We start from the raw sequence: 13,892 nt of genomic DNA, 5'->3' as shown, positions 1-13,892 counted from the left end.
CATGCAGTTCATTGACCTTCAAGTGACCTGCGGCCGTAGTACCCTTTCTCATAACCGCCAAACGTGCTCCTGTTCTCTTCAACAAGCTGTAAAAGGCTCTCTCTGCTGATGCCCGACTGTCCTCCAAGAGCAAACACAATCTCGATAATATCTGCGAGGTTGGCCTTGCGCAGGTGATCTTCCTTTGTCTGCATCAGGTTAAGGTAGTCGATTTCTAGCTTCTCATAGAGCGCGGAAATTAAAGCTTGTCCCTCAAGTACTTTGAGTTCTGCTTCGTTGCCAGCGCCTTGATGATACGCTGGTACGCCGTCACGGACCACGGTTTCACGGCGCCTGAAATCTGTGTTGTCTTGGTTTCGTTTGGCTCGGTTACAGGAAAAGCAGAGCGCTTGCAGGTTTTCAGGATCGTTGACATCAATCAATTTTCCATGAAGCCGCACTTTACCTTCTTTGTTGGTCTTTGAGCGGGGAACAATATGGTCAATATCAATCGGGCGAACCTGAGAAGAGATCCCGCATAGTTGGCACTTTCCACCCGCCAACCTTAGTATTTCATAGCGGACCGAAGCACCTGCTTCTGGTGCCTTTTCTCGCGTCTTTTTCTTCTCGATCCAGTCAATGATCTTTTCTTCGCAAATGGCCAATGCTCGGTCTAGAGCTTGTTGGTTCGTTGGATAGGTTACGAGCCGAAACTTCGAGCCCTTACGCTCATACTCCACCATGCCATGCTTTGTCAGAGTGGATTTTGGCCACCGCATTACGATCCGTTCGTAATACTCTTGGACAGAAATGTCATAACCAGCCAAGGCCGTCGCCAGTTGTGCTTTTGTCCGTACCCCGTTGTTGAGTAGTAGTTCTTTAAGGACAACTGGCTGATAAACATCAGTCATTGACATTCTATCGCATAAGAATTCAAGCAGTAAATCTTTGGTCATGAATGCAACCTGAACCGTTTTTTTTTACCTTCTGATGTTTGGTATCTTTGCTTGCCTTGTACCCGTCACGTTTCTGTGCCGCCGCAAGTGTGCGCCTCAGCGCTCTCTACTTTGTGCACAAATCAACATAGGTTTGATGCTTGCTAGATCTGAAAGATCCTAAATAATTTTGACACCACGTCACCACGGCGATTTTGAAAATTGTTGATATCCCATGTTTCGTTGAGTGAAATATCCCTGTTGATCGCTAGGTCCGATTGCGCAAAAGCTGCTCGCTTTGCTGCAAACTCTCTATTGGCTACGGCATCGTTCTCCCCTTGGCTCATTATGGTCAAGTTGCCAATCGAGTTAATAAAAGGCCTAAGCTCAGGATCCATATTATCTGCGTTTTGTGCCTCTATGTGCTCTAGCGTAACCGTCTTAAAATCCACAACGCGCGTAGGATCCCGACATACAGGTCTCCCCTGGGCTCCATCGTCAAACCAGCGTTTCATGAGCTCCATCATGACTAGTGCGTAGCGAATGGCTTTGTTTTTATCTTGTCCATACTCCAAAGCCCTGAGTCGCTCTTGAAAGACATCGTCTCCAGCAAAATCGGAGAGTAAGGATGCCAGGTCACTCCTAAGATCGCCGACACCAAACTGATCGGGCGTTTCCCTTATGATTTGGATATGTTTCTCGAATATTACGCTGACTGGATAGATAGGCGCTTTGACCACCACACCGTATCGAAACGCAAAACGCTCTACGATGTCGGCGACCTGCACAAAGGTGCCGGGGCTTAGCAGCGACGCGGCATGCAGCATGGGAAAGCAATATTCTTGACAAAGGACTTTGGTGATAGCTTCAAAGCGCGATTTAAAAACCGGGGTGAAACTTGGGTGTTCCGCAACACAAATTTCACCACCGGCGATCTTTTGAATCGCAACCACGTCTTGCTCTAGTTGTTGAACAGCTTGCAAGACACTCTTGGCTTCACCTTCCGTCGCTTTTTCGTCGCCTTGAACGCTTGAAAACAGAACTTCTTCTATCTGGTCGACAGGCTGGTGTCGCTTCCGATGGATCCCCGTTCGAGATGTAAACGCAGCTTCAAGGGCGTCATCAGGTTTCAGGTTTCCGCCTGACAGGACATTGTCCCATGCCTGTTCCATTGACCCGACTTCGCCACTATCCAGTCTGGGCGACGCAAATTCCAGGGTAGACGCTCTTAGGAGGTCACAGTTGGATACAGGAACGCCCCGGCTGTTCAGAACTCTGTAGATGTGGTTGGCTTGGCTACTGGATCCAGCGGATAAATGAACAATGATGAGATCATTCAGGAACACCGAATACAGTGTTTCCAGAATTCTATGGGCATCTTGATTGTCCTGAGCCCGCTCAAAAAGGCTTTGCAGATACTCTACGATTGCAGCGTTTGCCTGCTCCAGCCTATGATGAGAAACCCTTGATGCTTCGCGGTCTTGTCCCGCCAATAGACGCTCGAAATATGGGTCGTCCACTTTGTTTAGCAGAAGCTTTCGGATCGACTTCTGTGACTTGAACTCGATATCACTAGTTTGTTCGAATGTTTGAATCAGGTTTTCGGCTCTTGCACCGAAAAAGTCTGCAAACTCTTGTGCATCGCCGAGCGCCGCAGCATTCCTAGCAGTCTCTTGATATTTTGTCCTCAATGCACAGAGGAACATATAAACAGTTGCAAGGCGTTGTTGTCCATCAATGACGATTTGATGCGGGCGTGAAGTGCCGGGAATCTCACCTGGCGATGTTACAATTGCTCCAAGAAAGTGAGGTCTGGGTGCTGCTGTAACCCGTTTCCTTCTACATTGGTCAACATCTCCCAAAAAAAGAGATACTGCGGCTTTGTCCCAAGCATAGTCTCGCTGAAAATGTGGCACCGCCAAGGTGCAGAAGCCTCCGAGAAACGAGGAAACCGTTGTTTGTGCCGAACGAAGGTTGAGAGAATCCTGCATTAAATCCGCCGATCTTGCCGTCAAACTGACACTCGCCGACCCCACATTTCGTGGAATCGTAGGAGGAAATCTTGCACACTGGTGGGCTTTGGTTGGAGGTGCTCTTCAAGATAATCAAAACCGCCTGCTGCATACAGGTTCGCCTTGTCCACCCCAGCAGTTTCACTCAGCCGAGTTGGCGAGTTCACATCGAGCAGTTTTGCAATCTCGCGCTCAAAATCTCGGCTGGTATAGTGCTCTGTGTCCAGTCGTCGTAGCTCAGCTTCTACGACGAGACCCGCGATGAACTCTTTGGATTCGCGAAATACTTCTGGGTAGCCACCCGGGAAAAAGGTGCTTCCTTCCAAATCGTCTTCACGACCCATTCCGGAAATACATGTGCCAACCATAAGGCACGCATAGAATGCATCGAACAGCAAGAAATCGCGACCCCTATCGTCATCCCGAGGGGTGTTTGAGAACATCTTCTGGTCTCGGTAACCAAAATACGACCTAACGCCCTTGTGTAACAAAAAACTCATCCTTTAGCTCCTACAGTCGCGTGGAACTTCTGGAATGCATCAATGCCATTCTCAACTTTTGGGCGGCCAGTAATCCCATCAATCGATATTGTGATATACTCAACATCGTCTCTTTCGAAGAAAGTATCGGAAAAACCTTCACGCTCGCTCGAGATGACAAAGATGATCATCTGCTCGAACAGTGGAGGTATCAGTTCACCGACTGTTCTGCGAATTTCGATGTCCAAGGAAACAGCAGGTGAATCTACGACAAAGGGTAGCTTGTGTGGTGCTTGAGCAAGCAAGGCCGTAAGAAAAGCATAAGACACTGCAAGTTTCTGACCTTCACTCACTGAAGTCTTGACCTGAACAGAGTCCGTCGTCAGGCGTAGGCTTCCTTCAATCGAAGAAACTCGTAGCTGTTCATTCGGAAGTATGCTCTCGAGGTTCTTGTTGGTCTTGTCTCTGATCCGTGTTCTTAGTCTCTTGACCGCACCAAGTTCAGTACTCTTAACCAAAGCCTTGAGTGCTTCAGTTTTTTGCATAAAATCATACGTACCTGAGACAGTATCTAGTTTCCTTTGGCGTGAATGGCGCTCTCGTTTGCAGGCCGGAATATTGTTCTGCCATGCCGTATCGGTTGAGCCAAGATAGTCCGCTGTGAGCTTTTCAATGGATTCATCCACCGTCTCAAGCCGACTCATAATCCTTGCTCGTTCAGCTTTGCACTTCTCGATTTCTTCAAATCGGGGTGCATTGGGGTCTGCTTCAATTCTTAGCTTTCTTTGACTAGCTAACTGCAGCGCGTCTCGCGCCATACTAAGCTGACCCAAAGCTTCTCCTAGCGAGGTCCTTTCTCGGTCAACGTCTCGCAGCGCCAGCTTCATCTGGTTTATGACGGCAATTTGGTCATTGCCCAGATAGTCTTTCGCTGTTGAGAGAATGGTTTGACGTTCTTCTTCTCCAATTGTCGATCCACAAACACATTTTTCTTGTTCGGCGAGTTGAAGGAAAAACTCTTCTGACATGGTGCGCGGAAGTTTGAGTGTTTGCATGGTCCCGCCAAGAGATTCCAGCCGATGGAATACAGTCTCATGGAGCAAAGGTGGTGATCTGAATAACTCGATCGACTGCGCTGTCAGGTCTGAAATGAGGTTGCTAGAACGTAGAATCTCACCCTCGATCTCCTTCAGCTCATCTGCATACTGGGTGTTTTGTCCGGTAAGTTCATCGATCCGCCGGTCCAGTTCATCAACTGCCCGTTCGCTTTCCTTCTTCTCAGATTTCAGACTTCGTTCGTCGCGCTCAAGTTGAGCTAAAGTGTTAAGAACCTCTTCGAGTTCATTTGTGAAACGCTCAATGGAGTTCTTGGTCGCTGCGGAGGAGATGGATGCTGCGCTTCGTTGGCGCTTCTTGGCTAGCGCATCTATTTCAAGTTCAAGCTCTCGTAGCTGGTCGAGCTTGTAGAGTGCTCTGATGGAGCTATCCGCACGATCTGCTCCCTGCTCAATTATTTCTGATGCTAGTTCGCCATCAAAAACGAACAGCTGAGTTGTCTTGTCTTCAAGAGTGTCGCGTAACACTGGAGGCAAGCGATGCCCGGGTTTATCCCCGCCTGCAACATCGCTCACGGATGTTGTAGTGAAGGTGCATCGACCGTTTCGAAAGTCGAAGTCCATTCGAACCCTCCAAGGATCATCATCAATCCTTAGCGCTAGTTCGAAAAACCCAGATTCGACACTATCGTCAACTTTTAGGGAATTGATATCTGTCGTCGTCAGGCTCTTACCTGTTAGGGCATCTCGGAAAAGACGCATGGTTGTCGTTTTCCCCGTGCCGTTCGGCATTTGGAGAAGAGTCCAGCGCTTAGGATGGCTAGAAAAATCGATATCAACATCTCTAAGGTAGCCACGAAGGTTTTTGGCACGCCAGCCAGTGATCTGAACTCTCATCCGGCTCGGCCCTACTCTTTGCTCGGCATATCATTGATTAAATCGAGTAGATCAGATTCGTGGAATTGACCGATCAGCTTATTCACAATGCGCTTTTCGAACTTTCGTGCATAGGGCGTATCTTCCAGCCCGCGCTTGCGAAGGGCGTCTGCAATGGCATCCAAGACCTCCGGGTCGATAGCGTTCTCATTATTCATTCTATTTCGTCCTGTTCCGGAACAACGTTTGAGAGTTGTGTGAACCAATTGTATCGGTCTACGTCGGCAGAGCCGTCGACCGCATCTTGGTTGGTGAAGTCAACAAAGTCCAACACATGTGCTCTCTTGGATGGATTTTCTGGGTCGGTCCTAAGGCATCGGCCAAGTCTTTGAATTGTCTCGAGTTTGGCTCGGGATGACGAGAACAAAACGATGTTCTGGACGGACTGAATGTCAATTCCTTCTGATAGGCGGTGACAACTTACCAAACATTCTAGTTTGCCTTCTGCAAAACGCTCTAAGTTAGCACTTTCATCGGACTGAAAGTAAGTATGGTACGGTATGCGAGCCTCCATGAGAAGTGATTGAACATCTCTGCCAAAAGCTGCGGTTTCGACAAAAATGAGGCATCTCTTGAATAGTTCTGGTTGCTCGCTGAGGAAGTCGTTGAAAGGCCTGATTTTCTCTTTTGTGGTTTTTCGGACGCGAGCAATATCACGGTAAAGAGCCTCGTCGCTCACAGCTTCACCCGCAGCTTGTTTGGCATGGTGTCGCTTGATTATTTGACGGATTTCAGCCTTGTCTTCGTCGGACAGTGTATAGCTCAGCGCGGTGTACTCGAAACCACAGAGGATCCCCTTTCTGATTGCATCTTCGAGCCCAAACTCGAAAATAACAGGCCCAATCTCGGCCGAAATGAAATCGTTGCCCTCACTATCATACTCTCTTTCGGGTGTGGCACTCAATCCAAGCCGATACTTGAATCTTCTCAGCTGTCCAGTCAAGTCGCGCACCATCGAAGGTGAACCCATTCCATGAACTTCATCGCAGACAAGTAGCGCCTTATTAACGTCTTCATTTTCAAGGAAAGGTAAGACGTTGCTGAGTTGTTGGCGTGCGATAATTAGCACTTTTGGCAATCGACAAGACAGAAAGGAAGAGGCTTCCTTCCATCTTCCAAAATGCCGGAACACGGCCAAGTCCGAACTCATGATCGCTGACTTGTGCCATTGTGTAAGCAAGTCTGTACCGGACATTGTTATCACGACCGAGTTTATTGCGCACCGCTCTGTGAGTTCGTCGATTATTTTGAAGGCCGTCCTCGTTTTTCCAGTTCCGGTCGCCATTTCCAAGACGCCATTTTTCTTCTCTAGAAACGTCTCTACGGCTGTGTCTTGGTGAACCCACTTATTTGATTTTTTGCTGACTTTTGGGGCTTTGGGTGCGTTGTAGGGTCTACCAAGAGTGCTTGTGAATTGGATCAAATTCTTCTTTATGGCGTCCGGCAACTGAAATACGCGTACATTCGGATCTTGGTTGTTCCAAAGTTTGTCAAATCGATTCTGGTGTTCTGCAACTCTTTCAGCTTCTCGTCCGTCTATCCAAGAATAAAACACACTAATGGATTCATAGTTTCGGAAAGCCTTGGCGCTATCATTTTGCGACCCATGGAAAGCGATACTATCACTAAGCTCATCGGAGAATATTCCGAATTTATCGTGAAAATCGCCGTCCAGGTCTCCTCTGGGCAATGCAATGCGTATGTCCAACAGACCGTCGGCTATCATCCATGACAGCGCCGCAAGCGTTTGGGTTTCAAGCGCGCTCGGAAGGTCGTCGATAACGCTCCTTAAGCTCTCATAAAGCAGCTGGTTTGATTTTGCTTGATCGCCTTGATTGAGTGCAGCCCAATCTTCTGCCCCCATGTATGGACTTACTACAAACCTCGCTCTTCCCCCGCTGCCGGCAAAGACCGCCAGACCTGACGCAGCCAGGCGTAACCAGTTTGATGTAAAGTATCCTACGCCGCGGTCATATTGATTTGATGCAGCCAGAGCTGGTCCATAGAATTCCGAAATCATCCCGTTCGTTGAAGTGTTTAGTGACGGAAGGGTAGGTAACTCTCGGAGGGGCATACTGGTTTGATTTTTCGATAAAAAGGTTCGTGGAGCGGCGGCCTAGTTACCGCTATTTGTAGCAGCAACAATGGGGTCAAGGAAGCTGGTAAGGAAAGAAAAGCAGCGAAACCCAGGAAGACCTTTGCCATGAAAATCATAAGGACCTGAAACAGTTGTCCAGTATGACCCGCCGCACGCTCGACGTGCTCAATCGAGATTTGCCTAACCGGTCTACGCAGTAGCCAACAACAGCAATTCAGCCGACGCATTGATGAAGAATTTGGCGATCATCGACATATCTTCACGGTCCGTTTGCCGACCCAGACCTAGCCGGAAGGCATTACGCGCTCTAGGAGTGTCGCCGAACATGGCGAGCAGAACGTGAGAGGTTTCAACATGTTCTGTGGCGCAGGCGCTCGATGCGGAAAAGCAGATGTCGTTTCTTAGCTTCTGCATCAGCGCTTGTGGTACAACGCCATCGATTGTGAGAGACATCGTGTTTGGCAACCGCGCCTCTGTGTTGCCATTGACCTGCACCGCTAAGGTATCTTTGAGTTCCCTTTCAAGCTGGTCTCGCAAGGCACCAATCCGATCCCGGTCATGGTCTATGTTTTTTGAGATGAGTTCAAATGCATGTCCAAGGCCCGCAATACCAGGCGTGTTCAGGGTCCCTGCCCTCAAACCCTTTTCCTGACCGCCACCAAACATCACTGGCGCTAGGTTGACACGCGGCTTTCGAATCGACCGGTAAAGGGCCCCTACCCCTTTCGGTCCATAGGCCTTGTGTCCTGAAAAGCTCGCCAGATGGATGGGGGCTTTCTTGAGATCAATTGGCACAAAAGCCGAAGCTTGCGAGAAGTCCGTGTGAAACAGCGCCCCAGCCTCCTCGGCAAGCTGGCCGGCTTCCAAGATGGGTTGTAAAACGCCCGTCTCATTGTTGGCGGCCATGATGGAAACCAATCCGGTCTCATCTGTCAAAGACTGGGCCAGCTCATCGAGGGAAATTTGTCCACCTTCATCAACACCCAGACGCGTTACCCGCGCGCCTTGGGTTTCGAGAATGTCGAAACAGGCTAGAACAGAAGGGTGCTCGATCTTGCTGGTGATCAGATGCGTGCGACCTGCCTCCTTGAGCCGAGGGAACGCTCCAAGGATCGCAAGATTGTTGGCTTCCGTGGACCCGGCTGTGAAGACGAGCTCGGTTTCCTTGCAATTGAGATGGCCCGCAATCTGCGCGCGCGCAGTCTCGACAACCCGAGCAGCTGCTGAACCTTGGCTATGCTCAACACTTGATGGATTCGCATATATGTCCCGACTGACACGTATGACCGTCTCCAAGACCTCCGGATCAATCGGAGTAGAAGCGTTGTGGTCCAGGTAAATTGGTGCCGACATTGCGTTACGTACTCCCCGCGATCAGCTCGGCCGCATCCGCCGGGGATTTAAGCCGGACCGAGAGTTGCCGCACACCACGATCAATGTGCAATCGCAAGCGCGCCAGCAAATCACTGTCGTCGGTTTCGATCTCCTCAGCTCCAAACTCGACGTATTTCAGAAGGTCGATGAAGAGAGGCTGGAAGTCCCCAAAGAGCGTATAGGCATTGAATTCTTGACCCTCGCCAGCGTCATCCGCGGCGCCGGATATGGGCCCGGCTTCAAAGGATGACAGCATGGCCATGCGGCAAACGAGGTTGGGTGTCAGACCTGATCTTTGTGAAATGATCCGCACCTGGCCGGTCGCCGTCGATGAGATTCGAAACTTGTTAATGTGCATCGGTTGTCTCCAGAACCTGTGCATCCGCTTCAGCACTCAACACCGTGATCTCCGTGCGTTGTCCACCACCCACAGCACCAATCTCAAAACGTCGGCTCACGTAAGGGCTGATGATTTTCGACAAATCCGGGGTCAACTCGGTGTCGGTGCACAGCATGACGACCTGCGCCGAGCTGCGCGGCACGTAATTTGCCATCAAGTTTGTACGGTGCTTCCGATCCAGACGTGACAAAGGCGTGTCGATGATCATCGGTAATTCGCGCCCACTTGTTCGGCCAAGCGCCCATAGCATCGAGATCGCAAAGAGCTGCCGCTCGCCGGCGGAGAGTTCGGACGGCGTAATCTCTCTGCCCTCTTTGCCCATGAGCTTCAGCTGAAAGCTGTTGGGGTCGACGATGACGTCATGCACGAGCGACTTCCGCGTAACCAGGCCGCTGAATGCTTCGATGAAATGCTTGGACAGCGAGGCGAGGCGCAGCTGAACAATCCGCTCCTCATACTCGTTGAGCGCGGCCTGTGCTCGCGTCGCCAGGTCTCGTTTCTCTTCGGCCCTTGCAAGTGCGAAGACGGCGTCCTGGGACTTACGCAACTCGCGCTCCAGCCGTTCGATCAGTGCACGTGCCTGGGTCGCCTCGCCTTGCTTGCGATTAAGCTCCGTTTCGACGGCGCCGAGTTCGAACTCTGCTTTTTTCAACTCCTCAAACGCGCCGGAGGCAGCACCGGGACGGAAGTTCTTCAACTGATCCTTCAAGGTTGCGCGTTGCTTTTGCAGCTCGGCCAGTTGCGCAGCCAATGTGGCCACCTTCACCCGTTCGTCCGCAACCTGCGAAAGTTTCGCCAAGACCCAGTCCGGTTCCGTGCTCAGAGCCACTTTCGGCCCGGTGCTTTGGCGGTCCCGGGCGAAGTCTTTGAGCTGCGCAAAATGCGTCTTCGTCCATGTCTTGTCGTCGTTGCCCACGGATGCCTGAAAACTCGAGACAAAGGCTTCGATTGCTGTCACGCTTTGCTGCCCGCGCGCCTTCTCCAGGTCTGCTGAGAACCGTTCGAGAAGTTTTGGAGCCAGGGCAAAAGGCGCGACGCCGTTTACAAGTGACTTTAACGCGTTGGTTTGTTTGGTTAGGTCAGCTTCGACCCGCTTTAGCTCCTCTGAAAGGGTGTCCCGGCTGAGCGCGATGCTTCCCCCCTCTTGTTGAAAGACTTTCTGTGACGCTTCGCTTCGCCGCGCAAGCTGGGTGCGCTTTGCTGATAGCGATCCAATCGCCTCTTCCGCCAAGACCAGATCAGACTTTGCGATCTCTAGGTCACGTCGGAGACCTTCTAAGTCGGTGTCACCGTCCCGGTCCATGCTGCGTGATTTGTAGAGGGCGAGATCGCCCCGAAGCTGATCGAGAATATCGATCCCCAGCAAGGATTTGATTGCATCTGTCAGCCCAGTGCTTTCCTGATCGTCAGCAATGTCTTGGATCTTCTCGCCATCGAAAAAGAAAAGCTGCGACACCCCAGCTGGAATGATGTCTTCAAGATAGTGGTTCCAATCCTCTCTTGGGATATCCTCCACCGGTACGCCATTGCGTTCAAACTCAAGGCTTTCAATGACGCTGGCACCGCGGGCCGCCCAAGAACGCCGCACGGTGTAGAGGTCCTCATTGCCGAGATGTTGGCTTTTGAAGGCCAGTTCGACAGAGGCTCTGCGGTCCTTGGCGAAGTTGTTGATCCGTTTAAGGAGATGCCGCTCATATTCGGCCTGCCCAACACGCGCACCGAGGGCGCGTTTGCCGTATAGCGCCAGACGTACGGACTCCAAGAACGTTGTCTTCCCGGCACCATTATGGCCAACAACCAAAACCACGGGTTTTTGCCCGTCTGGCTCGGGTGCAAGATCAAAGCGGTGCTCACCGCCATAAAGACCAAAATTCACGAGGCGTAGAGACTGCAAGATCATGATTCAGTCTCAAACAGAGGGTCAGACGAAGATGCCTCACGCTCTTTCAATCGCGCTTTGCGCTCGTTCAGGACTGTTGTTTCGTCTCGCCACTCTTGCTCAAGGATCGAAGCGATCTTTCGATGAATAAGTGTCCGGCGCTTCAGACCCCGCACAGAACGCTCTGCCTCCAGAAGCTGGGCCAAGAGACGTGGTGGCAAATCATGCGCGGCGCAGACATCTGCCAAGACCTTTGCGTCATCGGCTTGGAATTCAAATCCGTCGGTCGCATCGGCTGGGAGTTCTTTGCCCGTCACAGCTTTGAGGGTCTCTGAAACAGCATCGCCCCAGTCACCCTGTTCGCTCCGCCAGATTCTACGGATTTCCCGGAGTTCTTCGACCTGAATAAGGTCGGTCTTCTCGCCGGGTGGCGCATTGGCATTTACCTGCTCTTGCGCCTCCAGAAGTTTTCTCAAGAGCTCTTTGCGGTATTCAAAAAGATAGGGCCCCGGAATGGATGTCTCTGCATCGCCAACAAAGGTCACAGAGCCGTCCCGTCTGCGAAAATCCCGAAACTCTCGCTTCCGCTCGGGGTTTTGTGTTTCAGCCAGCTCGTCACGGAGATCAAGCAAAGGCTCTAGCCATTCCTCGCCATTCTCAACAAGCGCCTCCATGGCCTTGTCTTTTGTCACAACCGTGCACACCCAACAGCCAAAGCGGGAATTCCCGCAGCTTTCGGTTTGCTTATCGACCACAAGTGGGCACTCGCCAGCTTGCGCGTTTCGATACATCGCAAGCAAATCGCGGCTGTCCGATCCCCAAGGTGACTGGTTTTGCAGCAAGAAAGCCCAGACATCATCCACACTGAAAGTCTCGATCGGCGTGAAGACGAAAGCGCCGGGTAAGGTCGAATGGCGAGACAAAGCCGTCCCGTCGATCTTGTGCAGCGACATCACTTGCGCGCGTGTCGCGCTTTCCGAGGACCGAACGCCCAGAACCATGACCACCTCGCCATATTCGGCAACGCGGTTCTTGATGAAAGCATTGGCCGGATCGATCTTCAGCCGCTCCGTGCACCAGCGAAAGCGCTTTGACGGTGCAGGATATCCGCGGCCAATCAGGTTCACCCAGAAGCTATCTGAGATCTCCGGCACCACCTTTTGTGCGGTGATTGGCATGTTCTGGTCTGCCGCTGCCGCGTTGATCGCAGCCAAGGTCTCGTCGATGTAGTTTACGATCACGGGCGTTTCGACAAGCGTGTCGGAACTCAGGACGAAGATAGGCTTGCGTCGCTCGCCTTCCGGGAGCGCACGAATGGCACTCCAGATCAGCTGCAAGGCACAGGTTGAATCCTTTCCGCCGCTATACCCGATTACCCAAGGCCGGTCGTCTGCCGTGTAGACCGCGCGGATATGTTCCTGCAGAGCGACAACATCGAGCCCTGCCCGCTTTGTTTGGTCGGTATCCTTATTTGATGTCATGCGATGACTTTCTCCTCAGCCAATGACGCCAGGTAGTCGTCTTCATTCGCTTGTTCTTTTTCATTGAGCGGCAAGCCTACTGCCCCAATTAGGACGTTGGCCGCCAGATGTACGGATTTCACACTGCCATCCATGCCGCGCGCACCCATGACGCGTGGACGCCAGAGTTGTGCATTGCGCTTGCTCCAATTGATCTCCGTGAGCGGAGCCAGGCTTTCCGCCCACCCATCAGGTTTAGCTCCAATCAGTCTTGCCCCCAGGACACCAAACGCCTGCAACATGACGCCATGCGCATGAACAGTTTCTTTGCGCAAATCACCTGCCGTTGTCGCGCCGCGCATCAGTTTCTGCCAGTCCGGGATGACCTCAGAAACCTGACGCCAATATGCGATCACGGTACTTTCAGTGTTTTCACCGAACCGGTTTGCATCTTGTCCTGCGAGCCATTTGTTGGCTTGATTCAGGCTGGACAAGGTGAAGAGGTTTTTGGCCCGGTTTGAAAGAGATGTCTTTTCGAGCTCGGTGAATTCTTGGAAAAACGGAATCTCCTCTAGCACGCGCGTGCTCAGACGTGCCAAAGGATTTCTGCGGTCATAGAGGACGTTCAACGACCCGGATGGACGTACCGCATTCTTGTTGAGGTCTGCGAACATTTGCTGGCAGCGCTCGAGCCCTTCATCCACGAAAAGCACAACCGAAATGGTTTCGTTTTCGAGCTTGGGTCGCGTCTTGAGTGCTTCTTCGATTGCGGCGCGACGATGCTGTCCATCGTTTAGAATGATGCGCGCTGTCATTGAAAGCCGTAGCTCGCCTACATTACGGAACTGAAGACTATCGCTGGCTGGGGTAAACTCAAGATCACCATCCACGGACGCGCAGAGTGACGAGAGCGTATATTCCTCGAAGTTTTCCGAGAGGTAGGATGCGATTTGCGGAACGCGGACATTTGACAATACGCGTTGAGCGCGCAGGTCTGCCGGCAATTCCTGACTGTCGAACTCGAAGATCTTTGGCACCATTCTAAGAGGCACCATGATCACATAGTATTCGGTTCCAGCCTGAACGCCGCGTATAGCTGCAAAATTATAGAAGTAACCACTCATAAGACCCCCTGCCGTCACTATGGAAGTCTATGGAAGTCTGTCGGGAAGTCAACTCTCAAGGGGATACGATACGGCTTTGTCTCGTTGAATTGTGTCTTGGACGGATAACCCAGTTCGAAAACGAAAACGAGGACATTCGCATTGTGCAGAAAGATAGACGA

The 13,892-nt window shown here is 51.5% G+C and carries 11 protein-coding genes; all 11 read right to left on the bottom strand.

The features are described from left to right. Window positions 1-8: 8 nt before the first annotated feature. The 11 genes from AC2FH2_RS16030 to dndB all read right to left on the bottom strand — a co-directional run bounded on the left by AC2FH2_RS16030 (window position 9) and on the right by dndB (window position 13,731). Window positions 9-935 carry an HNH endonuclease gene (locus AC2FH2_RS16030; protein ID WP_496824354.1) on the bottom strand — a complete coding sequence of 309 codons (927 nt, stop codon included), beginning with the start codon at window positions 933-935 and terminating at the stop codon, window positions 9-11. Between the two features lie 143 nt (window positions 936-1,078). Further along, complete coding sequence (locus tag AC2FH2_RS16025; protein WP_496824352.1) at window positions 1,079-2,905, bottom strand: DUF262 domain-containing protein; 1,827 nt, start codon at window positions 2,903-2,905, stop codon at window positions 1,079-1,081. 20 nt (window positions 2,906-2,925) lie between these two features. Beyond that, window positions 2,926-3,426 (bottom strand): hypothetical protein, encoded by a 501-nt coding sequence (locus AC2FH2_RS16020; RefSeq protein WP_496824350.1) that lies wholly within the window; start codon window positions 3,424-3,426, stop codon window positions 2,926-2,928. Then, window positions 3,423-5,357 (bottom strand): AAA family ATPase, encoded by a 1,935-nt coding sequence (locus AC2FH2_RS16015; RefSeq protein ID WP_496824348.1) that lies wholly within the window; start codon window positions 5,355-5,357, stop codon window positions 3,423-3,425. Before AC2FH2_RS16015 ends, AC2FH2_RS16020 begins: the two co-directional genes overlap by 4 nt. Window positions 5,358-5,368: 11 nt before the next feature. Then, on the bottom strand, window positions 5,369-5,554 hold the full coding sequence (locus AC2FH2_RS16010; RefSeq protein WP_496824346.1) for a hypothetical protein: 186 nt from the start codon (window positions 5,552-5,554) through the stop codon (window positions 5,369-5,371). Then, on the bottom strand, window positions 5,551-7,416 hold the full coding sequence (locus AC2FH2_RS16005) for a DEAD/DEAH box helicase family protein (protein ID WP_496824344.1): 1,866 nt from the start codon (window positions 7,414-7,416) through the stop codon (window positions 5,551-5,553). Before AC2FH2_RS16005 ends, AC2FH2_RS16010 begins: the two co-directional genes overlap by 4 nt. Window positions 7,417-7,683: 267 nt before the next feature. Next, the gene (locus AC2FH2_RS16000; RefSeq protein ID WP_496824342.1) at window positions 7,684-8,847 is read right to left on the bottom strand and encodes a cysteine desulfurase family protein; all 1,164 of its coding nucleotides are present in this window, start codon (window positions 8,845-8,847) and stop codon (window positions 7,684-7,686) included. 4 nt (window positions 8,848-8,851) lie between these two features. Continuing rightward, window positions 8,852-9,226, bottom strand: a complete 375-nt coding sequence (gene dndE, locus AC2FH2_RS15995) for a DNA sulfur modification protein DndE (protein WP_496824340.1) — start codon at window positions 9,224-9,226, stop codon at window positions 8,852-8,854. Beyond that, on the bottom strand, window positions 9,216-11,168 hold the full coding sequence (gene dndD / locus AC2FH2_RS15990; protein ID WP_496824338.1) for a DNA sulfur modification protein DndD: 1,953 nt from the start codon (window positions 11,166-11,168) through the stop codon (window positions 9,216-9,218). Before dndD ends, dndE begins: the two co-directional genes overlap by 11 nt. Then, window positions 11,165-12,628 carry a DNA phosphorothioation system sulfurtransferase DndC gene (gene dndC / locus AC2FH2_RS15985; protein ID WP_496824336.1) on the bottom strand — a complete coding sequence of 488 codons (1,464 nt, stop codon included), beginning with the start codon at window positions 12,626-12,628 and terminating at the stop codon, window positions 11,165-11,167. Before dndC ends, dndD begins: the two co-directional genes overlap by 4 nt. Continuing rightward, window positions 12,625-13,731, bottom strand: coding sequence for a DNA sulfur modification protein DndB (gene dndB, locus AC2FH2_RS15980; protein WP_496824334.1), 1,107 nt, complete (start codon window positions 13,729-13,731; stop codon window positions 12,625-12,627). The genes dndC and dndB overlap by 4 nt, the downstream gene beginning before the upstream one ends. Window positions 13,732-13,892: the final 161 nt, after the last annotated feature.

This window comes from Ruegeria sp. YTSA105 (assembly GCF_059610225.1).
The sequence above is the reverse complement of the archived record's forward strand: the minus strand, read 5'-3'. Positions and strand labels throughout refer to the sequence as shown.

Excerpts from the sequence above, each read along its gene's own strand:
- AC2FH2_RS16030 (WP_496824354.1), bottom strand. The coding sequence starts at position 935 with ATGACCAAAGATTTACTGCTTGAATTCTTATGCGATAGAATGTCAATG.
- AC2FH2_RS16025 (WP_496824352.1), bottom strand. The coding sequence starts at position 2,905 with ATGCAGGATTCTCTCAACCTTCGTTCGGCACAAACAACGGTTTCCTCG.
- AC2FH2_RS16020 (WP_496824350.1), bottom strand. The coding sequence starts at position 3,426 with ATGAGTTTTTTGTTACACAAGGGCGTTAGGTCGTATTTTGGTTACCGA.
- AC2FH2_RS16015 (WP_496824348.1), bottom strand. The coding sequence starts at position 5,357 with ATGAGAGTTCAGATCACTGGCTGGCGTGCCAAAAACCTTCGTGGCTAC.
- AC2FH2_RS16010 (WP_496824346.1), bottom strand. The coding sequence starts at position 5,554 with ATGAATAATGAGAACGCTATCGACCCGGAGGTCTTGGATGCCATTGCA.
- AC2FH2_RS16005 (WP_496824344.1), bottom strand. The coding sequence starts at position 7,416 with ATGATTTCGGAATTCTATGGACCAGCTCTGGCTGCATCAAATCAATAT.
- AC2FH2_RS16000 (WP_496824342.1), bottom strand. The coding sequence starts at position 8,847 with ATGTCGGCACCAATTTACCTGGACCACAACGCTTCTACTCCGATTGAT.
- dndE (WP_496824340.1), bottom strand. The coding sequence starts at position 9,226 with ATGCACATTAACAAGTTTCGAATCTCATCGACGGCGACCGGCCAGGTG.
- dndD (WP_496824338.1), bottom strand. The coding sequence starts at position 11,168 with ATGATCTTGCAGTCTCTACGCCTCGTGAATTTTGGTCTTTATGGCGGT.
- dndC (WP_496824336.1), bottom strand. The coding sequence starts at position 12,628 with ATGACATCAAATAAGGATACCGACCAAACAAAGCGGGCAGGGCTCGAT.
- dndB (WP_496824334.1), bottom strand. The coding sequence starts at position 13,731 with ATGAGTGGTTACTTCTATAATTTTGCAGCTATACGCGGCGTTCAGGCT.